Here is a 20812-nt window from a genome sequence, read left to right as displayed (position 1 = left end):
ACGTCATCAAGTTGCCCTTTGTAATTTCAATTTATTCAAGTTAGCTGTGCCCTTGAAATATGCTCTAGTTCATGAGTGGCTGACACCTAAAGCCACAGGTGGTTCAGAACTCGTTGTCCGAGAAATTTTGAATCATATTGATGCTGATTTGTATGCTCTCATAGATTTTGAATCTAGTAATCCTGAAAGTTATTTATATAAACGTCAAATTGGCAAGACGTTTCTCCAGAACTTTCCATCTGCTCGCAACGGTATACAAAAATACTTGCCTTTGTGGCCTTTGGCAATTGAACAACTTGATTTACGGCATTATGATGTAATTCTTTCATCATCCCATGCCGTTGCCAAAGGAATCCTTACTACTTCAGAACAAACGCATATTTGCTACTGTCACAGCCCTATGCGCTATGCCTGGGACTTGACTTTTGATTACCTGCGCCACAGCAAACTAGGTAGTGGTTTTCCTGGATGGGTGACGCGATATTTATTACATAATTTGCGTCAGTGGGATGTATTAAGTGCCAATCGAGTTGATTACTTCATTGCCAACTCGCAGCATACAGCTCGACGGATTTGGCGTTGCTATCGACGAGAAGCAACAGTCATTTACCCACCAGTGAATATTGCTCAATTTCCATTTCTGTCTGAAAAAGACGACTTTTACCTAACTGTTTCCCGCTTAGTGAGTTACAAGCAAATATCGTTGATTGTCAAAGCTTTTAATCAACTCAAACGACCATTAGTAGTCATTGGTACAGGAGATGAAATGAACAAGATTCGTGAAATGGCAAACTCTAATGTCCAAATATTAGGATGGCAACCTGATAATGTGGTAAAAAAATATATGTCTAGGGCTAAGGCGTTTGTATATGCAGCTTGTGAAGATTTTGGTATCGCTTTAGTGGAATCACAAGCCTGTGGCACGCCAGTCATTGCCTATGGTGCAGGGGGTGCTTTAGAAACAGTGCGAGATATTCGCTCTGATGCGGATACAGGGACAGGTATATTCTTCAGGACGCAAACAGAGGCGGCTTTGGTGGAGGCAGTAGAAAAGTTTGAAGTGTATGAGGGTTCATTCAGTTCCGAGTATATGCGATCGCACGCCGCGCAGTTCTCACCGCAAATTTTTGCAGATCGTTATCTAGATTTTGTAAACAAATGTAACGAAAAAAGACCATTTTTGCAATGATGGTCTTGAATAACGTCTTATTTTTTTAGGCTTTTGGCAATTTTCCCCAGAAGCACCTCATTTTGGCTTTAATATTGGGACTATGTGTGGTGTGGATTATTAAGGAGTATGATGACTGCCCAGAGCTCACTCCTCTCCGGCAAACGAGGCGTAAGGCAAGACACCAGAACGTCTACGCGTTTCTTAAAACGCGGTCAAAAAACGAAAACACCAAAAGTTAAACCAAAAGGTTTATCTTTTCAGGGTTTAAACGGAGAGTTTGCCAAACGACTGTTTGATATAGTGTTTTCGCTGTCGGTGTTAATTTTGTTCTTGCCCGTTTACTTAATTTTGGCCTTGCTGATTGCTTTCAGCTCAGAAGGCCCAATTTTTTATGTCCAAGAACGGGTAGGGAAAAATTACAAAACGTTTAATTGTATTAAATTCCGAACAATGGTAAGCAATGCTGACGAAATCCTCATGCAAATGATGGAAACATCGCCCGAATTGCGACAAGAATTTGAAAGCAGTTTTAAGCTGAAAAAAGACCCCCGGATTACCAAAATTGGTCGATTTTTGCGAATTACTAGCTTAGACGAATTTCCCCAGTTCTGGAACGTTTTAAAAGGGGACATGAGTGTAGTTGGCCCCCGACCCTTGGTAGCAGAAGAATTGCCAAAATACGGTTCTTACATTGATGAGATTTTAACAATCCGTCCAGGAATTACAGGTTTGTGGCAGGTGTCTGGGCGTAATGATATTCCCTATCCTCGGCGAGTCCAAATAGACCTGCATTATGCTAGGTTTAGGAATCTCTGGCTTGATTTATGGATCATCTTGAAAACTGTTGATGTGGTCATTCTGCCCAAAAATAACGGGGCATACTGAGTAATTACTTAGGATCAATTCTGTGGGGCAGTTAATGCCCCTAAATACCAATTTTTATCTAAGACTAAATGATTGTTATTGTTTATTTATAATTTATCCGTTTCTACTTAACTTAGACTTTTTTGAGTGTTTATCTGTGATTTGCTCTTATTCTGATTTTTAGCAAAAATCTAATTTAAAATATTTATTTTATTCAGTCTTCATAAAACCTATTACATTATAAAATTTTCACAAACAAAGAACGTATACAAAAAGAATCTTGATTTATCTGAGAAAAGAAATATATATATTTAAACAATCTTGATATATCTAGGTTGAACTTACGTGTTAAATTACTTTTTATTAAGTATATCTATTTAGGGAGAAAGTCTCTGAACAACAATAACTCGTAGGTTTACCATTAGGCAATTGAGCAATTAGCTGCTAGGTTGTATCAGATTGGCTGTAACTTTTTAATCGAAGATAATAAGGGATAATTAAGCATGACGCAACAGAAACGAGCGTTGATTACTGGTATTACTGGTCAAGATGGTTCATATCTAAGTGAATTTTTGCTGGAACAAGGTTATGAGGTTCATGGCATTATTCGCCGGACTTCTACCTTTAACACAGACCGCATCGATCACATTTACGAAGACCCCCACAAAGAGGGAGTGCGGTTGTTTCTTCACTATGGTGACTTGACAGATGGTACAACGCTGCGACGTATTTTAGAAGAAGTCCAGCCAGTAGAGATTTACAATCTGGGCGCTCAATCCCATGTCAGAGTAAGCTTTGATTCACCAGAATACACGGTGGATGCTGTCGGAATGGGAACGTTACGTCTGTTGGAAGCAATTCGGGACTATCAACACCGTACCGGAATTCAGGTGCGATTCTACCAGGCGGGTTCTTCAGAAATGTACGGTTTAGTACAAGCAATACCTCAAACTGAAACAACGCCCTTTTATCCCCGCAGTCCCTATGCCTGTGCGAAAGTTTACGCCCACTGGCAAACTGTAAATTATCGTGAGTCTTATAATTTGTTTGCTTGTAATGGCATACTTTTTAACCACGAGTCACCACGACGAGGTGAAACCTTTGTAACCCGCAAAATTACTAGAGCAGTAGCTAGTATTGTTGCTGGTAAGCAGAAAAAACTTTACATGGGTAATCTAGACGCCAAGCGAGATTGGGGCTATGCGAAGGATTACGTTAAAGCAATGTGGTTGATGTTGCAGAAAGACCAGCCAGACGATTATGTAATTGCTACTGGTGAAACCCACTCGGTGCGCGAGTTTTTGGAACTGGCATTTAATTACGTAAATCTCAATTGGGAAGATTATGTAGAGTTTGATGAGCGTTACCTCCGTCCATCGGAAGTAGAGTTGTTGATTGGAGATTCTACCAAAGCACGCCAAAACTTGGGCTGGACACCATCAGTAACCTTTCAAGAATTAGTTTCCTTAATGGTAGAAGCAGATTTACAAGCATTGGGTTACACTTCACCCAATGGAAATGGTTCGCAATTTCCATTAGATATTGCAACTATTCGTCAACAACTGGGCGCTTTGCACTTCTGATTAGCACCACAGAGGATAAAAATATGACCGGCTTAGAATTAAAAAATAAACGCATTCTTGTCACTGGTGGGTCGGGGTTTCTAGGTCGTCAGGTGATAGATCAACTGTGTAAAGCAGGCGCTGCTCGTGAGAAGATTACAGTAACGCGATCGCGCGATTGTGATTTGCGGGTTTGGGAAAACAGCCAACGCGCAGTTGACCAGCAAGACATAATTATCCATCTAGCAGCTCATGTTGGGGGTATCGGCCTGAACCGTGAAAAACCCGCAGAGTTGTTCTACGATAACTTGATTATGGGAACGCAGCTAATTCACGCTGCATATCAAGCTGGAGTAGAAAAGTTTGTTTGTGTTGGCACAATCTGCGCCTATCCTAAATTTACCCCGGTACCATTCAAAGAAGATGATCTTTGGAATGGCTACCCAGAGGAAACAAACGCCCCCTACGGAATTGCTAAAAAAGCCCTTTTAGTCCAATTGCAATCTTACCGCCAGCAGTATGGTTTTAATGGAATTTATCTCCTGCCAGTGAATTTATATGGCCCAGAAGATAACTTTGACACAGGAAGTTCTCACGTTATTCCAGCATTAGTTCGCAAAGTTCACGAAGCCCAAATTAAGGCAGAAAAGCAACTCCCAGTTTGGGGTGATGGCAGTCCCACCCGTGAGTTTCTGTATTCAGAAGATGCCGCGCGGGGGATTGTTATGGGAACTCAATTCTATAACGAATCAGAACCAGTTAACTTGGGAACAGGTTATGAAATCTCCATCTTTGATTTAGTAACTCTAATCTGCGAATTAATGGAGTTTAAGGGTGAAATTGTTTGGCAAACTGACAAGCCTAATGGTCAACCCCGCCGTTGTTTAGATACTGAACGGGCGAATCTTGCCTTTAATTTCACGGCTCAGGTGGGCTTTGAGCAAGGGCTAAAGAATACCATTGAGTGGTATCGTCAACACGCTGTATAACAATGTACTGCTGAGTGTAGAGTACTTAAGCTGGGCGATGCCCAGCTTATTTATTTGACGCTATTTTTATGGACAAAGTTAATCATCAATTAAATAAAGCAGAACTACGGCGCACTCTACTTAAAACCCGTCAATCAATGTCTGTTCGAGAGTGGAGAGAAAAAAGCGATCGCTTATGCTTTCATTTACAAAACTCTACTTTGTTTACCCAAGCAAAAACAATACTTGCTTATTTCAGCTTCCGCCAAGAACCCGATCTCAGTCCACTATTTGCAAATACGAAATACCGTTGGGGATTTCCTCGCTGCATTGATAAAAAATCCCTATCTTGGCATCTTTGGACACCGAGTGATTCTATCCAAAGTGGCGCTTATGGCATTACTGAACCACACGCCGACGCTCCCCTATTAGATGCGGCTGAAGTGGATTTGATTCTTGTCCCCAGTGTCGCTTGCGACTATCAAGGATATCGCCTGGGCTATGGCGGCGGATATTACGATCGCTTGCTCAGTTTACCGCAGTGGCAGACAAAGCCGACTATGGGAATTGTCTTTGAGTTTGCCTATTTGTCCGAAATACTTAGTGAGCCTTGGGATAAACCACTACAAGTTATTTGTACGGAAACCGGATTGACTCATAAAGGTTCCAGGATTCAGGATAATGAGGACACATTATCAAATGTTTTATGACTAACCCAACGTCATCTACCACTGAGCAAGAAGCAATAATTGACGAAATTATTGCAAGTAGTCTCCAATCTCAACAAAAAACAGGTCCAGACCTCCGCCAAATTCATAGCAAAAGTCATGGACTCCTTTGGGGAGAGTTCATTATTGAACCCAATCTTCCTGAAGACCTGAAAGTAGGTTTATTCAAAACGCCTCAAACCTATCCTGCATGGATTCGGTTCTCTAGTGGTGGTTCGCCTGAAAAACGTGGTAAATTTCACTCCGATAGCCAACCTGATGTTCGCGGTATCGCCATCAAAGTGATGAATGTGGACGGGCAAAAAGTGCTGGATGATGAAGAAAAAACTCAAGATTTTATACTCAACAATTATCCTACTTTTTTGGCCAAAGACGTTCGTGATTACGCTGATCTTTCAAAAGCAGGTAGTGGACAACTCAGCCCAGAACGGATGGAGGAACTTGCTTACGTCTTTGCTATCTTGCAAAAAATTGGTAGTCAGAAGGTAGGAAATCCGCTTTTGATTCAATATTGGAGCATGGCTCCGTTTAAATTTGGTGAGCGGATTGTAAAATTATCTGTCAAATCTCAACAGCCTGAACAACCACCAGAAACACTTCCAGAATCAGAAAATTACCTTCGAGAAACGCTGGTAAAATATTTGACTGAAGAAGGTAGAGAAGCGTCTTTTGATTTTTTAATTCAGTTTTATGTAGATGATGACAAAACACCGATTGAAGACCACGTTCAGGAATGGCAAGAGGCAGATTCACCATTTATTAAGGTTGCAACTGTCCGCATTCCCAGCCAGAAATTTAACTTTGAAGAACGTAAACGTTTAGATGAGGGTATATTGTTTTCCCCTTGGCATACACTGCTAGACCATGAGCCTGTTGGAAGTGTCAATCTCTCTCGTAAGAGGCTTTACAGCGAACTTGCAAAGTATCGACGAGAACAAATTGCCCAACGTTCGCGGGAACCACAACCTTATGTAGCGATTGAAGATTAATCACTATAATTTAAAACTGTAGGATCATAGGTTACAAGCCTACTTGATTAGATACATTTTTTGGTGTTGCTGATTTGATGTATAAAGATTATGAGTTGTGTAGCCAAAACTATGTATATGTAGAGACGTACAACTTTACGTCTCTACATATACATAGTATGGTGCATTACATTTCATAAACCTAGATTTAAAACCTTAGCACGAACCAGAATTACATCTAGAATCACACCAAGAGAATTATATGAATTGCTTTGACCAGATTTTTGATGATAAGTTACGATAAAATTAGCCAAATTCTCAAGTAAAGCCATGTCTGACTCAGTTCAGTATGTCACTAATGCAGAGGGGAAAAAAGTTGGAGTACTATTAGATTTAGAAACTTACCAACAACTAACTAACTTATCTGTAGATTCGGAATTATTGATTGGTTTAAATATAGATGAATTGCAAGCTTTAGCAGAAAGTTATTTATCTCCAAAAGCTCATAGACAGTTACAGGAATTATTAGTTAAAAATTCTGGCAATGATTTGTCAGATGACGAAACTGAAACCTTAGACAGATTATTGGCACAGATTGACCAATTAAATATTCTTAAAACTAGAGCTAGATATACCTTAGATATTTTTCAAAATAAACAGCAATTAGCATGAGTGTTTACATTCCTGTTGAATTAAAAAAGGAAATTCGTAATTATTTTGCTGATTGTTGTGCTTACTGTCGCACTGCTGAAGCTTTAATAGTCAGTTTGCAATTAAATCGTGTGCGGAAAATGTGGGTAATAATGGGCGAACATCCACCAAATATTTGAGCAAGTACAACAGATGGAAAGCAAGCAAGAGTCTTATAAAGAAAGCTGTCATAAATATTTATAAAGCTTGGAAATTTATTAATCAAATGCTGAACTGGAAAAAATCACGATCGCAGATTCTGTTAATGTATGCGCTATTGGGAGCGATCGCACTGGTGATGCTCTTTCCTTTACTGTGGCTAATTAGTACTGCCTTAAAATCGCCTACAGAAAATATTTTGCAGTCGCCGCCACAGTTATTGCCTGCCTCACCTACACTAGATAACTTCTTCAGTGTGTGGAACTCTTTACCTTTTGGACAATACCTGTATAACAGTACTTTGGTATCAGTGCTGACTGTGGGCTTAAATCTGCTGTTTTGCGCTTTAGCTGCCTATCCGTTGGCAAGATTATCATTTGTCGGGCGAGACTGGATTTTTGTAGCGATCGTCTCTACGATTATGATTCCCTTCCAAATCGTGATGATTCCCCTTTATATTTTGACAGTCCAGTTGGGTTTGAGAAATAGTTATTTAGGAATGATTTTTCCGAGTTTAGCTTCTGCCTTTGGGATTTTTCTGCTGCGCCAAGCTTTCATGAGTGTCCCCAAAGAGATAGAAGAAGCGGCTCGAATGGATGGAAGTTCGGAGTTAGGTTTGTGGTGGCATGTAATGTTACCAGCAGTTCGCCCAGCATTAGTAACTTTAGCCATTTTTGTATTCATTGGTGCTTGGAGTGACTTTTTATGGCCTTTAATTGTCATCCAAGATGAAAATTTATACACTCTTCCGTTAGGAGTGGCAAAGCTAGCAGGTACATTTTCCCTTGACTGGCGGTTAGTAGCTGCTGGTTCAGTAATTGCGATCGCCCCAGTATTATTACTATTTTTATTTTTACAGCGTTACATTGTACCCACAGAAACTGGTAGCGGGGTCAAGGGTTGAAGAAGAAAGTGGAGATGCACGAACCTGGGAAAAAATTAATGACTAATGACTAATTCAATAAGCCCCAGTCTTTTTCAAGACTACCCCAATAGTTTTAATAATCAGACTCAGGTCATAAGTTACAGACCACTTACGTTGATAGTCTAGATCCATCTTGACAATGGTTTCAAAGTCTGTAATGCTGGAGCGCCCATTAGCTTGCCATTCTCCTGTAATACCTGGTTTAACTCGCAATCTATCCCAGTGATGTGGATCGTAATTGCTGACTTCATCAGGAGTCGGTGGACGAGTACCAACTAAACTCATGTCCCCTACCAGAACATTCCAAAATTGAGGCAACTCGTCTAAACTAGTACGCCGCAAAAATTTACCCACAGGAGTAATGCGAGGATCGTCAAAAGATTTAAAGATGTGACCCTTGGCTTGGTTTTCAACCAAATGCTTGAGTTTATCGGCATCGACGATCATGGAACGGAATTTCCAAATGCGGAAAGTTTTTCCGTTTAAACCACAGCGAATTTGGGAATAAAATATTGGGCTTGGAGCATCTATAAAAGTAACAATTGTTACAGGAATTGCTACAATAAACGTAATTATCAGCCCTATAATGGCTCCAACAATGTCAATTAATCGTTTTCTCACGCTTAAGGTTGACGGGTGGAAAGGCTGTTGCGAGCAATTAACTGAATAAAGATAAAGATGATTCACAACGACTAAACTTATCTACAACAGGACTTTTTGAATCAGTAGTGTAGACATAAAAATAATTACTAGATGATTTTTATTGATTTTGTCAATACTACTGAGTGTTAACATACACAAAAATTAAGTAATATAAAAACAGAAAACCTAAAGTTTACAGAATCTTTTAATTAAGGTAGGAATTTGTAAAATTACAGTATCATCCCATAAGCTAAAAAAGCTAGTGTTATGGATATACTACATCCAAAGCATTACAGTGTTGAAAGTTGAAAGCTAATCGGGATGTGACCGACTCAAAAAGACACATGAACCTATCCTACACTTCTAATAATCTCTACTTCTTTTCGTAAAATGTGCTTAAAAACCTTGATTTTTCGTTTTTAGTTCTCAATAAGCTTAAGCTTTGTAGTACATATATTATTAATGGGATAGGTTCATCTGTGATGTAAGTAAAACGGTGTAAATAATTAAAGGTTTGTAGTAAAGACTTTAGTCCTAAAAGAAGGACTGAAGCTCTTACTACGAAATTGATTACAATAATTTTGCATTACTTAAAATAGTTCAATTTATTCGCACCGACTTACTTACTAATGTCAATGATTAACCTCTAAAGCGAAATTTGCTAAGTATGCTTCCTCCAGTGATTGCTGATTACTAGCCTTGATTGCATCTAGATAGCGACGCAAAGACAACAGTTGTTGGAAATTGGGACGATATGTGAGACTCCCTTGTTTTTCAAAAAGTGGTGCTGTAGCGATCGCCTGATAATCAGGATTTTCTTGCGAACTCTGAGTCAGCCAAGCCGAATCTGTAACTGAAGGTATCAAACCCGAAGGCAGTTCACCCTCCAAAAAAGCCAGCAGACGTTGCTGACAAGTGCGAGTATTAATTCCACGACCCTCAAATAACTGGATAACTTCACCGAAAGATAAAGATCGGTCTGGTAGCAACCGCAGTAATTCTGTAAATAGGAAATAATCAGTGTATTGTTGCCTGGGTATATCTAATATCTGGGGATGCAAAGGCAGCATCGCTAAACCATGAGCAACCCGGCTGCAATTAGGAGCGCCGTTTTCGCCAAGATATAAATCTTGAATAATCTTAGCGCTAGGAAGTTTTTGCCGTAGCCAACGATTCACCGTCCCAACACAAGCCACCCCACCAGTTAGGATAGCTTGATTAATGGATTCTGTGGGGATGCCACGAGCTACCAACAACTTGTTAAGTTCTCGGTTCAGGCGACGCACAAAAGGGATAAATACCTGGCTTTCTAAATCTCGTCGCAGCAAAATCCACTGCTGATCAGCCAATTCTAAGGTAAAAGATTCTTGATGTTGCAAAATCAGCTTTAGAGCTAGTGCGGCATCTAATACTCCCTGTCCCAGCAAGGAACTTTCTAGACGCTGCTGGAGGCGAATCCGAGCGGTGATATCTGGCTCTCCGACTCTGGGTAGTTCTAATTCTTCTAACCCTAAACTCTGCCAGCGCATTTGGTCTAAACCGGGAATTGACGATTGCCACTGCCAAGGATTATTGGTGGTAGTTTTGCGTAGCCCGTCGTAGGCATCGCTTCGGGTTTCTTTTCGTGATTGTCGAGATTTAGGTGGCAATAGTAGCTGACAGATTATATCTTGTTCAATTCCCTTACCAGCATAAGCAAAACTGTGGAGCATGAAATCATTGTATGTCAATTGCTGTAATGTCTCTGGGAGATTGACCAGCAACATTTCTGTGGCAGTTGCCCCAATGTTAATCACAAGGGTATCCCCAACAATGGGATCTTCGCTGGTTTTTGCCGGATGAGAACCTTGATGTTTACTTAATTTTACTTGCTCACCGTTAGCAGCATCGAGTTCTGGGAGTAAACTAGCGATCGCTTCTTCGACAAAAAAGACTTGCTGTGGATGTTGGATGAGTTTACTGGTAAGTAAAGCTGACCGCACGTTAAAGCGGTATTGTTCCGACCAATTAGATGGACAGGTGCAAATTACACCTGCAATATTATTAATAATTTTGGAGAAATCTTGTTCGCTGATCCCCATAGCAGCAGCTATTAAACTAGGGGTGGTACTAGTTTTTTCAGATTTGAGGGTTAATAGTAGCTTAGAGAGCGATCGCACAACCCAAATTAAAGGGCCTGCGGAAAATTCATTTAATTGCAAAACAGGTTCCCATTTCTGCCGTTCACTCTTGTAGGGAATAGCTACTTGTAAATAAGGCTTCAACTGTGCCGAGTAGAGATTATTTTGCGTCGCATCTGTCGTCCGTGTTGCAGGAGTGTTGGCACGATCAGTTACTTTATCTTGGGCAACAGCAGCTACAGTTCGTTCATGTACTTCGATACTTTCGTTTTCTCCGTGGGGTACAGAAGCTGTAGGCAAATAAACCTCTGTTGGTAAACGAAATGATTGCTGAAAAGAAGTTGTTCCCGGTGGATTTTCTGCTGACCAGTAAATAGGATGTACAACAAAAGTAGAGCGATTTAATAATGCCGCAGAAATTCCTGTTGTACCTAAATCAATTCCTAAATACCAGACTGATTCTAAAACATTTAGCGATTCTGGATTGTTGATGGAGTTGGAACTTGGAGGTAAAGAGCTTTCTTCAACAGGGGTAGTGACTTCCTTTTCTTGTTCAGTTTCTACCTGGGGAACTGCTGAGGTATTTTCTACTATTTGGAGATTTTCTGTTGGCGGCTCAGGAGAAGTTATGGGAATTATGTGTAGATTTTCATCAAGTAGTTCTGAAAAAATATCCAAGTTGGTAGCTGGCTGCGACTCCGAATTTAGCTGTAGATCAAAATTAGCTAAATCTTGATCTAATTGTTGTAACTGTTCATCATCTAAAGAAATATCAAGTACGGCTGGAGCCTGATTTGACTCAACACAAAGCAAGTTTTCTTGTGGCGAGGCAGCAATGTAGTCATCTGAAGACAGTTCTGGCTGATTATCGTTAATTAATACTTCCGGTTTGGCTATCGCAGTTTCCGCAATTTCTTTTACTTCGGGAGTAATTGGTGCTGTAGTTGTGCCATTATCCTCAAAAAATGACACTTCCAGCAGTTCCTGCTCATTACCTGTATCAGGCAATAGCTCAGTTAGATTATTAATTGTATCAGCGCTAGCTGGCTGATTGCCGATCTCCAAGCTGTCAATTGCGGAAACTGATTGTGGAGTAGAGAAACTAACAAGCTCTATATCTGTATCTTCTTCAAAAAATAGTTCTTCATGTGAATCTGATAATGCTGTAGTTTCTACTGGAGTTTGTTGGGTTGTTTCTGGGTTAACGTTACCCAGATCAAACAAATCCGTATCTGCTGTTACAGCCTCAGAATTCACACTTGGAGGAACAGATCCGCCCTCAGCGATGTTCAACGTTGATTCTAAGGCTGTGGAAACTTCAAGACTTGCATTATTAACATCACCAGTACCAAACAAGCTGGTGTAAAGTTGGTCTACTTCATCACCAATTAACGCGGAAATATCTTGCGGTAATTCAGTCTGCTGGAAAGATTGAGACGAGTCTATACCAAGCTGCAACAGCGCTGCATCTAAATCTTCTGTAATGTTAGTGTCCTGTTGCTTAGAATCAATTGTGAGTGAAGATGTTTCTGGCTGTATAAGTTCTAAGGGTTGGGGTGCAACTCCAGCAGAAATCTTGGTGGCATCAGTTAATGATCCTGGTGTATCAGATTCGACCTTAAGGAAAGATGGTTGGGAACTAGGGGATTGCTGCAAATGCTGGGTCAAATTATTGAGAAAGCTGGCCATCAACTGTTCGCCTTGCATCCCCTGACTATGCATTCTTGCCAATGCTTGCGACAGCGACTCGTGATAAGTATTAATGTTGCGTTGTAGTGCTTCAAAAACTACATTTACAGTCCCATCTAGTGATAATAAACGTTGATCTAACTCCCTGGACAGGTGAGTTAAACGTTCCACAGGGTTTAGTGATTCTAATAACGGTTGAGTTGCAGAGATTCTTGGTTCTGAGTTTGCACTATTTGCTCCTGAAATGGCGGAATTTTCCCGCGCCTGTGCTAGCAGTGGCGTTAAAGTTGGCACAAGATGACTCATGAGTACCTGTAAAAACTCGGTAATCATCTGCTCCTGATTGGTCAACTGCTGCGCTAAGGAGTAATTTTGCAATCGCTTTTGCTCTAACTGCCTAATTTCCTGTAGGAGAGCGGCTCGCTCTTGCAAGAGCAATTCTAATTCCGATCGCAATGGCTGGAGCAAGCTCGAAAATTCACTTTTTAATTGTTCTGCTCCAACACTACTCTGTTCCTGATTGGGTTCGGGCCGAGGTAGTGGTGACTGATTATAACCTTGCTCAATAAATTTTGTTAATAAAGGCGATCGCTCTGCCAACGCCGAACGCGGTTCTTTAGAAGACTGATTTGGGATGCCATTCTCTAATGCTTCTTTTTCTTCTAGCCTCACTAAGAAGTTGCGAATTCGTTCTAAAACTTCTTTAGGCTCTTGCGCCTGACCAGACAGAAATCTAGACATACGCTTGCCACCACTGGCAAGTAAGTTGTCAATGTCTGCGATCAGCTTTTGAATTTCGTCTGCACTGGAAGTCACTTTTATCACCTTACTTAGAGATATATGTCAACTAATGTGACAATTACTTTACAATCACCGTACCTTATGGAGTCTTGCTACGCGCAACGTCGGTCATAAGAGAAGTTTTGAGTGGCAAAAGCCCCTGCTTGGACTTGTGACTGTCATTATGTTATGGATTACTGCGAGTCGTGGCAATCTTCAGTCAGCCTTTGTGTGGAAGCTTAGTTTTACAGACCATTAAATTGCCTATTTTTGAAAATGGCTAAAATACCTGAGCAATAATTTACTCCCTTTAGTATCATTAATGTTGTTTGCCTATATTGTGAACTAATCAAGTTTGCAGTGCAGTCAGCTCCTAAGCAATACAAATGTCGGCTATAAACTACTTTTTGCAAAACTATTACCCTGTTTAAACTTATAGGTAAAGATTATTTAGAAAAAGGTTCTTGTCGCTTTCTTATGTAGCATAGTTTAGTTTTCTTTTTGAAAGGGAGCTGTGCAATGATAGCTTAGGCTGAAAATGGCGCTCTTGTTTGTTGTGTGTATATAGCCGCTTGAATAAAGATGTCGTAATGGAAGATCGATATAGCTTGCAAGCACAGGCTAATTCCTGGATGATCATGTCGTCGGCTCCCTTTTTTCAAGGGTTGCCAGAAACTGCTGTAGAATCAGCCCTCATCCATCTTGTTACCCGCACTCACCCAGCCAATCAGGTAATTTTGCTCGAAAATGACTGGGGCGGTTCTGTGTATTTTATTTTGGACGGATGGGTAAAAATTCGCACCTACAATCTGGAGGGAAAAGAAGTAACGCTGAATATTCTTGGTAAAGGGGAATTGTTCGGTGAAATGGCGGCGCTAGATGAAGTGCCTCGATCTACAGATGTGATTACCTTGGCCCCAACGGTAATTGGTAGTATGCCTGCTCAGGATTTTGTCAAGTTACTTCAGATAGAACCCTTAGCGGGAGTTCGATTGGCGCAACTAATGGCACGACGTTTGCGGCAAGTAAATCGCCGATTGCGGTTGCGGGAATCTGATAGCCAGTCACGGGTGGCAGATACGTTGGTATTTTTGGCAGAAGGACAGGGAATAAAAGGGCAAACAGGAACCGAAATCCCCAATTTACCTCATCGAGAATTGAGTAGTTTGAGCGGACTGGCGCGGGAAACTGTGACAAGAGTGTTGACAAGGCTAGAAAAAAAAGGCTTGATTAAACGGGATCAAGACACCATTTGTATTCCCAATTTGTCAGCCTTAGAAAGAATGATCGTTTAAAAACTTGTCAGATATGAGTATTTTAGATTCTTTGCCAGATGAGCCAGAGGAAGATCCATCCTCTGAGTCTCAAACTCTCCATAATCATTGGTTAGACAAAGAACAGCAGTTAATACCTCCTCAACTCAAGGCTGATGCCCCCTTAAGGATGGTGGAAACAGCGTTTTTAGCAAGTGCCGCTAGCTTGATTTGGTTTATTAATTTCTACTTTCCCTTAGGCCCAGTTTTGCGGATATTTTTTCCGGTACCGATCGCTCTAGTTTATCTGCGTTGGGGCAGGCGTGCGGCATGGATGGCAGCACTCACCTCCGGGTTACTGCTGACGGTATTGATGGGGCCAGCCCGCAGTTTGCTGTTTGTCATGCCCTACGGGTTTATGGGCGTGCTTTTGGGAGCTACGTGGTGTCGTCGTCGTGTTCCCTGGATTGTTTCTATCAGCTTGGGTACACTGTTGGGTACTTTGGGGGTCTTTTTTCGGCTGTGGTTGTTGTCTGTTTTGTCAGGTGAAGACCTATGGATTTATGTAATTACCCAGGTGACTGAGTTCATAGAGTGGGTATTTTTTAACTTAAGTTTGTTGACGAGTCCCAGTGTGTTTTTAATCCAAGTGGGAGCGATCGCTTTAATTGTACTCAACAACTTTATCTACCTTTTTGTGGTACACCTAGCAGCATGGTTTCTTTTTGACCGCCTGGGCAACCCTATTCCCCCTCCACCACGCTGGGTGCAAGTCCTTATGGATTATGAAGGATAGTTATTAGTCATTTGTCATTTGTCATTTGTCATTTAGTTGAATGATAAGTTCTAACTAATACCCAATGCCCAATTCCCAAATTCGTATTTATACGCAAAAAGAACAGGGTGAAGAATGGCTACGACGGTATCGTGGCTGTCTACCCGTATTTGCCTGTGTTTTAGGATTTACTGAAACTGGTTTAATTCCAGGGATTTCAGCAGCCGGTCACACTCCAGAGGATCGGAAATATACTGCTTGTGCCGATGCCGAGTTTTTGTACTATGGCCCAGAACATAAAGCCAAATATCCCCTACCACCATTAGCAGCCGGGGCTTCACCTGTGCTGATTTCTCGCGCTGTCTTTGAGTCGCTAAAGATACCAGTTCATTTGTTTAATGCTGGTTTACCTCAGCCCCCGGCTGTGCCAGTAATTGATTTAGGCGGCACAGCTGCTCGGTGTTTAAGTAGTGGTGCTGCTATGGAAATCACAACTGTACACCACTTGTTTAAACAAGGGCTACTTTGGGGAGAACGCCTTGCTGCCAATAACCAACATAAGTATGTGATTCTCGGTGAGTGCGTCGTTGGAGGCACTACAACCGCCCTGGCAATCTTAACTGGTTTGGGTGTAGATGCTGCCGGAAAAGTTAACAGTAGCCACCCTATTTGTAACCACGCGCAAAAGTGGGCGCTAGTGCAAGCTGGCCTGGAGAAGATGAGGGGTAGTAGGGAGCAGGAAGCAGGGGGAGAAAATTTTACTTTGTCCTCCTCATCTTCCGCAGTTAACCCCTTGCAACTCGTCGCTGCTGTGGGTGATCCGATGCAAGTGGTGGTAGCTGGAATGGCGATCGCTGCTAGTCGAAGTTGTGGTGTAATGCTTGCTGGTGGGACGCAAATGCTGGCAGTTTATGCGCTGACAAATGCGATCGCTCAATCTTACGCCTTATCATGGCAACCAGAAGAAGTAGTTGTAGGCACAACTCGCTGGGTGGCAGAAGATCCTACTGGCGCTACAGTTGATTTAGCCCTCAGCTTAGAAAAAGCCAGCTTAATTCAAAGTGCAAGAATCCCTCCCCTATTAGCAACTCATTTAAGCTTTGCTGATTCTCGTTATCCCCAACTCAGAGCTTATGAGCAGGGCTTTGTAAAAGAAGGTATGGGCGCTGGAGCCGCTTGCATAGCCGCCCATCTTAGCCAAAATTGGCAGCAACACCAGCTTTTGGCAGCCATTGAAGCCCAACTTGAACGGTTAAGTACAGCATTTTATTAATTCATAGCAAATTAAATTCGGCAAGACTCTGCGCCCCACCAAAGTTATAGGCGGAGGTTTCCTTTGCTCATACCTCTCTCTACGTTTAAAAGCACTACAGTTTTACGCAAAGCTTTACTTAGCCAAATCAACAGTTAATAATCTAATCGTTATTCAAATTGCATCTGGGTGTTTTCCGAACTTTTGATCTTAGGAAGCCAGAAGCTCCTGATGTGTGTGTCCGTGCGTAAGAGCGTCTTTCTAGCAATTTGAACTATGCAACTTTGTTTACCATCTTGTTTTTCAGGAGAATTATCTAATGAAATTAGTAAAAAAGCTTGGTATTGCTACTGCTAGTGCTGTTATAGGTATTACTGGTGTCAGTACATTTTCTACGGCACAAGCTGTACAGCTATTTGATTTTCAATACTCTTTTCCCAGTTATGAAGCAGATGGTACAGGGATTTCCGCTAGCGGCACTCTTACCACCACTGATTTAGATCCTATAAAAAACAATTACACAATTACAGGGATAACTGGAACAAGGAAAGCCCAAGGAATTACTGAGACAATCATCGGGTTGCTCTCACCAGGTACATACGGAATCAATGATAATCTTTTAAATGCAAATACGTCCCTGTTAACCCAAAACGGTTTTTCTTACTTGGTTTCTGGAAGTGGGGAAGACGGTAATGGAAACGTTAACGTATTCTATAGTAGTTTCAATGAAGGTTATTCAGAGCTTTCAAGCGATGTAGATTATGGCAGCTTTACTTTTGTGCCACGTTCTGTTCCCGAACCCTACACAGTAAGTGGTTCATTTCTTGCTCTTGGTTTTGGCTGGTGGATGAAGCGAAAGCAAGCATTAGCTTCCCAGAAGAAGCCCTATAAAAATATCTGGCGTTACTGAATCGGGGTATGGACTTGGATGTAGAGACGTAAAATTTTACGTCTCTACAAGGATTTTCACCACAACGCACAACATCTATCTGTTAGATTCATAGTGCATCTGCAATCTAAATTGCATTAAAAAAAAGTGCTTGCTATCCTACTTTTACAGTAATACCAAGTCGCGTTCATGGTATATCACTAGACGACTTGGTATTAACATAGAATATTAGCTGTAACTAAAATTAAAAGCTTCCAGGATTGTCATCAAGTGCTAGCAAGAAATTAATCAGGTCTGTTTGCTGGTTGAAATCAAACCCAGACTGTCTATCTACGTAGAAATAATGACCAGTGCCATCAAGGTTACTACGTACTAAACTAGGGTTAGCTTTGTTGGCTTTCACAACTAAGGCACGAAGATCGCGATCAACCAAGGCACGCAAGCTGCTAGCTGGATCGGCAGGTATACTTTGGCTAAGAGTGCCAGAAAGCCCTAAGCCAGTCTTGTCAACAAACGTGATTCCATTTGAGTCAACTTTCACGCTTCTTGCTCGTACTGCTACACCACCATCATGCAAATATGGTGCGCTTAAATAAAGACCACGCAAGGAAGTAGTTTTATAACCGCCTTTGGGCAAAATACCTTTGGGTAGAGTTGTGGGACTATCGGAAATCCATTGCGTTGGTACATCCAGCACTTCAGCCTTAGCAGGTATAGGAACAGGAGTGTTGAAAGTATATAGCTTGGGTGGTACTAACAAATTACTCAGCCCCAAGCGAGATTGGGCACGAGCGGGGTTAGTACGAATTTCATCAATTGGATGAATTTTATTGTCTGTGAAGAATGGTGGAATATGGCAAGTTGCACAATTAGCTTTCTCAAAAACTTTTGCGCCACGCTTAACAGAATTGCTGTTTAACGCTTGCCAGTTTTCCGAAGTCTGGTTAGCAGGTGGTACTAAGCTATTTTGGAAAGCAGACATAGCGTTGTCAGCAAATAAGAAAGTGCCACTAGCAATATCACCAGGCTTTCCAGTATTTGGACTGAAAACCAAACCGTTGTAAGTAAACAAACTGGGACGTAGGTTTGGGTAAGTTCCTGTGCCAGGAGCAGGAATTTGGTCTTCTAATTCTGCTTGTGTAGAATTCGGTGCAAGCTTCCGCAACCACTGTGAGGGTTTTACCGGAGGCCCTTCTGGTAAACGTAGGCTGGGATTGGCGGCGTTTTGCAGAAATGTACCAATATAAACCTCTGGATCAATACCAAGAGTTTCTGCACTGAGTTGAGCAGCTGCTGAGAGATTGATTTCTGAAGAATGAACACCGTTGCTGACAGCGCTGAGTCCTGCAAACGGCCCTACAGCAAACTGTCCATCAAGGAAATAAGGATGATTCTTAAATGTGAACATACTGGGAATTTGAGTAGTGTTATTGATACTATCTGATGAACTCTCAAAATTACCAAAAGGCACATCTAATACTGCATCATCGAAAGCTTTCTCAAACTTTTCAGGATCAGGTAATTCAACTTTCTTACCTTTACTGTCTAAAATAATTTTTCCATTGCCTTTGTATTGTGGATCTAGAGGATTAAACTTTAATCGTGAAAACCCTGCGGCTGAATTTGGTGCTAAAGCAACCAGAAGAGGCGTAGCAATTTCGCCATTAGGTACTCCCAAAAGACGTTCACCCTTATTTGAAAGGGATACATGGCAAGCAGCACAGCTAATATCAATCTTAGATGTGATTTTTAATCCAATGGGAAAAGTTCCTCCCTTTTCCATTTTTAAGCCTGTATTGACAACAGTTCCTTTGGGGAAAGTTCGACTGCCTAACGCTATATCCTTCTCAAGAATAATTTGTAAGTTCGTTGTCGGCTGACCTTGTAACTTAACTATTGCTGTCTGTAATTCTGGCAAAATTTTAGCAATGCCAAGTCCAAAACCAAATACCCCTTGCAAACCAATTGTGTCACCAATCTTCCGGTTCAAAAATATATCTTCACCTTGGGTGATTAATTCTTTAGTAATTTTAACTGCCCCCACCCGTTGATAGGAAATGGGGTTATTGGGATTGAGTCCCTTATTTGCAACTAGTTGTGATGCTTCTTGAGGACTCAGCAGTTTACCAAAATAGTCGTAATAGCCTAGTGGTTGAGTAGGAGCAGGTTGTAAAAGGTCAATTTTTGCAAAAGCTGTCTGGCTTGTCATCAACGAATTTGATAACAAAATGCCAAAAATACTAATGATAAAAACGCAGATTAATAAGAAAACTTTGGTTTTTGCACCATATAACATCCTAAAGACACCAGTCTTAGGGTTATTTTTTTTATGTTTCATAGTGAGGTACTCACTAAAAGCTATAACGTAGATATATCATACTCTTACGTATATATATGCAAGAGTGTGTTTAAGTTTTTTATCAATTTAATTACTGGATTACTTTCTAATACTTAATATATGCTTACAAAGCCATCGCTCAACATTAAAATAATTCGTAATTCGTAATTCTTAATTAAGTTTTGTAAGAGGATTTAGCGTAAAGTTCAGAGTGCCAGAAAATGGCGCTTTGCTAGCCTAGCTTTAACGATGCTCAAACTGACCCTGAAATCTTTATGGGACGGTAGGTTTATTTTTTAGATTTTACCGATAATCTATAAAGTGGAAAAAGTATTTGCCAAAAAACCAGGTTTTTTGCTGGATAAAAAAACCGAGTTCTTAATTTTTGGATAAAGTCAAGCTAAGAGAGAAAGAGCCACAAAACTTTCCGCTTGTTAGTTGCTATGCAACTAAACCCCAGAATTTAGTTAAATTTAAAGGCTTTACTTCCTTCTCTCTAGCCATTTTTTTAATTAGTAGAACTGAGATTAAATTTAATGAATTCTCTCTCTAAGTAATTGTTCTTCCAAGGCAGCAATGCGATTGTATGCTGCTGTTAATTGTGCTGTAAGTCGTTGTATTTGAATTTCTGGTGTTATGTTATCTCCACCTTGACGATGCATGTCTAGATAAATACCATCTGTCAAGACATCCTTGTGTTCCATTTCTGGATTTAAATTGTTACGTCCTTTGAACTGGTAGCTTCCAGCCGCGCTATTTTCCTGATAATTATGGTTTGCTTGTGTATTCGCTAAAGAACACTCTGAGAAAGCTTGAGCGACTTTACCATCAAGCTTTTCAATCACTTGGCAGAGCGCATCCAGTTTTTCGCTTAAAGTCAGGATTTGCTTCTGTAATGGCTCCATTTAATACCCTCATCCGTATATTTTCTTTATGTTATTCAATTTACTCTCAACGTTAACAATACTTATGGATTATTTAAGTATTGATAATTTTTGGTGCAAATGTAACATTTAAATCATTACTTACAACTATGAGT

The 20812-nt window shown here is 40.9% G+C and carries 17 protein-coding genes; 13 read left to right on the top strand and 4 right to left on the bottom strand.

The window, feature by feature from the left end:
• Positions 1 to 46 precede the first annotated feature (46 nt).
• From RMZ43_RS22835 to RMZ43_RS22795, 9 genes are all read left to right on the top strand, one after another.
• Positions 47 to 1189, top strand: a complete 1143-nt coding sequence (locus tag RMZ43_RS22835) for a glycosyltransferase (RefSeq protein WP_322653032.1) — start codon at positions 47 to 49, stop codon at positions 1187 to 1189.
• A gap of 111 nt (positions 1190 to 1300) precedes the next feature.
• Entirely contained in the window at positions 1301 to 2056 is a 756-nt protein-coding gene (locus tag RMZ43_RS22830) for a sugar transferase (protein WP_322649298.1), read from the top strand.
• Between the two features lie 482 nt (positions 2057 to 2538).
• On the top strand, positions 2539 to 3618 hold the full coding sequence (gmd, locus tag RMZ43_RS22825; RefSeq protein ID WP_322649216.1) for a GDP-mannose 4,6-dehydratase: 1080 nt from the start codon (positions 2539 to 2541) through the stop codon (positions 3616 to 3618).
• A 23-nt stretch (positions 3619 to 3641) separates the two neighbouring features.
• On the top strand, positions 3642 to 4586 hold the full coding sequence (locus RMZ43_RS22820) for a GDP-L-fucose synthase family protein (protein WP_322653033.1): 945 nt from the start codon (positions 3642 to 3644) through the stop codon (positions 4584 to 4586).
• A 68-nt stretch (positions 4587 to 4654) separates the two neighbouring features.
• A complete protein-coding gene (locus RMZ43_RS22815; RefSeq protein ID WP_322653034.1) occupies positions 4655 to 5275 on the top strand; it encodes a 5-formyltetrahydrofolate cyclo-ligase in 621 nt (206 codons plus the stop codon).
• Entirely contained in the window at positions 5272 to 6282 is a 1011-nt protein-coding gene (locus RMZ43_RS22810) for a catalase family protein (RefSeq protein WP_322649219.1), read from the top strand. Before RMZ43_RS22815 ends, RMZ43_RS22810 begins: the two co-directional genes overlap by 4 nt.
• Positions 6283 to 6591: 309 nt before the next feature.
• Positions 6592 to 6933, top strand: coding sequence for a hypothetical protein (locus RMZ43_RS22805; protein ID WP_322649220.1), 342 nt, complete (start codon positions 6592 to 6594; stop codon positions 6931 to 6933).
• Positions 6930 to 7091: a hypothetical protein gene (locus tag RMZ43_RS22800; protein ID WP_322653035.1), complete on the top strand. Its 162-nt coding sequence runs from the start codon at positions 6930 to 6932 to the stop codon at positions 7089 to 7091. Before RMZ43_RS22805 ends, RMZ43_RS22800 begins: the two co-directional genes overlap by 4 nt.
• Before the next feature lie 86 nt (positions 7092 to 7177).
• Complete coding sequence (locus RMZ43_RS22795) at positions 7178 to 8014, top strand: carbohydrate ABC transporter permease (RefSeq protein WP_322649222.1); 837 nt, start codon at positions 7178 to 7180, stop codon at positions 8012 to 8014.
• Between the two features lie 54 nt (positions 8015 to 8068).
• Here RMZ43_RS22795 and RMZ43_RS22790 read toward each other — a convergent pair whose 3' ends face one another.
• Positions 8069 to 8722 (bottom strand): sugar transferase, encoded by a 654-nt coding sequence (locus RMZ43_RS22790; protein ID WP_416212427.1) that lies wholly within the window; start codon positions 8720 to 8722, stop codon positions 8069 to 8071.
• 587 nt (positions 8723 to 9309) lie between these two features.
• Positions 9310 to 13302 carry a hypothetical protein gene (locus RMZ43_RS22785; protein ID WP_322653036.1) on the bottom strand — a complete coding sequence of 1331 codons (3993 nt, stop codon included), beginning with the start codon at positions 13300 to 13302 and terminating at the stop codon, positions 9310 to 9312.
• A 554-nt stretch (positions 13303 to 13856) separates the two neighbouring features.
• On the opposite strand from RMZ43_RS22785, the gene RMZ43_RS22780 reads away from it, so the two are divergent.
• From RMZ43_RS22780 to RMZ43_RS22765, 4 genes are all read left to right on the top strand, one after another.
• Positions 13857 to 14561 (top strand): Crp/Fnr family transcriptional regulator, encoded by a 705-nt coding sequence (locus tag RMZ43_RS22780; protein ID WP_322653037.1) that lies wholly within the window; start codon positions 13857 to 13859, stop codon positions 14559 to 14561.
• Between the two features lie 13 nt (positions 14562 to 14574).
• Entirely contained in the window at positions 14575 to 15315 is a 741-nt protein-coding gene (locus RMZ43_RS22775; RefSeq protein WP_322649225.1) for a DUF2232 domain-containing protein, read from the top strand.
• Between the two features lie 64 nt (positions 15316 to 15379).
• Positions 15380 to 16567 carry a nicotinate mononucleotide-dependent phosphoribosyltransferase CobT gene (gene cobT, locus RMZ43_RS22770; RefSeq protein WP_322653038.1) on the top strand — a complete coding sequence of 396 codons (1188 nt, stop codon included), beginning with the start codon at positions 15380 to 15382 and terminating at the stop codon, positions 16565 to 16567.
• Between the two features lie 298 nt (positions 16568 to 16865).
• Positions 16866 to 17456 carry a PEP-CTERM sorting domain-containing protein gene (locus tag RMZ43_RS22765; protein ID WP_322653039.1) on the top strand — a complete coding sequence of 197 codons (591 nt, stop codon included), beginning with the start codon at positions 16866 to 16868 and terminating at the stop codon, positions 17454 to 17456.
• A gap of 223 nt (positions 17457 to 17679) precedes the next feature.
• Here RMZ43_RS22765 and RMZ43_RS22760 read toward each other — a convergent pair whose 3' ends face one another.
• Together RMZ43_RS22760 and RMZ43_RS22755 are read right to left on the bottom strand one after the other, a co-directional pair.
• A complete protein-coding gene (locus tag RMZ43_RS22760; RefSeq protein WP_322653040.1) occupies positions 17680 to 19773 on the bottom strand; it encodes a di-heme oxidoredictase family protein in 2094 nt (697 codons plus the stop codon).
• A 533-nt stretch (positions 19774 to 20306) separates the two neighbouring features.
• The gene (locus tag RMZ43_RS22755; RefSeq protein WP_322649229.1) at positions 20307 to 20678 is read right to left on the bottom strand and encodes a hypothetical protein; all 372 of its coding nucleotides are present in this window, start codon (positions 20676 to 20678) and stop codon (positions 20307 to 20309) included.
• Positions 20679 to 20812: the final 134 nt, after the last annotated feature.

The organism is Nostoc sp. CmiVER01 (assembly GCF_034531135.2).
In the GTDB taxonomy this organism is placed as follows: domain Bacteria; phylum Cyanobacteriota; class Cyanobacteriia; order Cyanobacteriales; family Nostocaceae; genus Nostoc.
The sequence above is the reverse complement of the archived record's forward strand: the minus strand, read 5'-3'. Positions and strand labels throughout refer to the sequence as shown.

What these genes read in the sequence shown, in the direction of transcription:
- RMZ43_RS22760 (WP_322653040.1), bottom strand. Translation starts at nt 19,773, where the DNA reads ATGAAACATAAAAAAAATAACCCTAAGACTGGTGTCTTTAGGATGTTA.
- RMZ43_RS22830 (WP_322649298.1), top strand. Translation starts at nt 1,301, where the DNA reads ATGACTGCCCAGAGCTCACTCCTCTCCGGCAAACGAGGCGTAAGGCAA.
- RMZ43_RS22780 (WP_322653037.1), top strand. Translation starts at nt 13,857, where the DNA reads ATGGAAGATCGATATAGCTTGCAAGCACAGGCTAATTCCTGGATGATC.
- RMZ43_RS22810 (WP_322649219.1), top strand. Translation starts at nt 5,272, where the DNA reads ATGACTAACCCAACGTCATCTACCACTGAGCAAGAAGCAATAATTGAC.
- RMZ43_RS22805 (WP_322649220.1), top strand. Translation starts at nt 6,592, where the DNA reads ATGTCTGACTCAGTTCAGTATGTCACTAATGCAGAGGGGAAAAAAGTT.
- RMZ43_RS22820 (WP_322653033.1), top strand. Translation starts at nt 3,642, where the DNA reads ATGACCGGCTTAGAATTAAAAAATAAACGCATTCTTGTCACTGGTGGG.
- RMZ43_RS22765 (WP_322653039.1), top strand. Translation starts at nt 16,866, where the DNA reads ATGAAATTAGTAAAAAAGCTTGGTATTGCTACTGCTAGTGCTGTTATA.
- RMZ43_RS22795 (WP_322649222.1), top strand. Translation starts at nt 7,178, where the DNA reads ATGCTGAACTGGAAAAAATCACGATCGCAGATTCTGTTAATGTATGCG.
- gmd (WP_322649216.1), top strand. Translation starts at nt 2,539, where the DNA reads ATGACGCAACAGAAACGAGCGTTGATTACTGGTATTACTGGTCAAGAT.
- RMZ43_RS22800 (WP_322653035.1), top strand. Translation starts at nt 6,930, where the DNA reads ATGAGTGTTTACATTCCTGTTGAATTAAAAAAGGAAATTCGTAATTAT.
- RMZ43_RS22775 (WP_322649225.1), top strand. Translation starts at nt 14,575, where the DNA reads ATGAGTATTTTAGATTCTTTGCCAGATGAGCCAGAGGAAGATCCATCC.
- RMZ43_RS22755 (WP_322649229.1), bottom strand. Translation starts at nt 20,678, where the DNA reads ATGGAGCCATTACAGAAGCAAATCCTGACTTTAAGCGAAAAACTGGAT.
- cobT (WP_322653038.1), top strand. Translation starts at nt 15,380, where the DNA reads ATGCCCAATTCCCAAATTCGTATTTATACGCAAAAAGAACAGGGTGAA.
- RMZ43_RS22815 (WP_322653034.1), top strand. Translation starts at nt 4,655, where the DNA reads ATGGACAAAGTTAATCATCAATTAAATAAAGCAGAACTACGGCGCACT.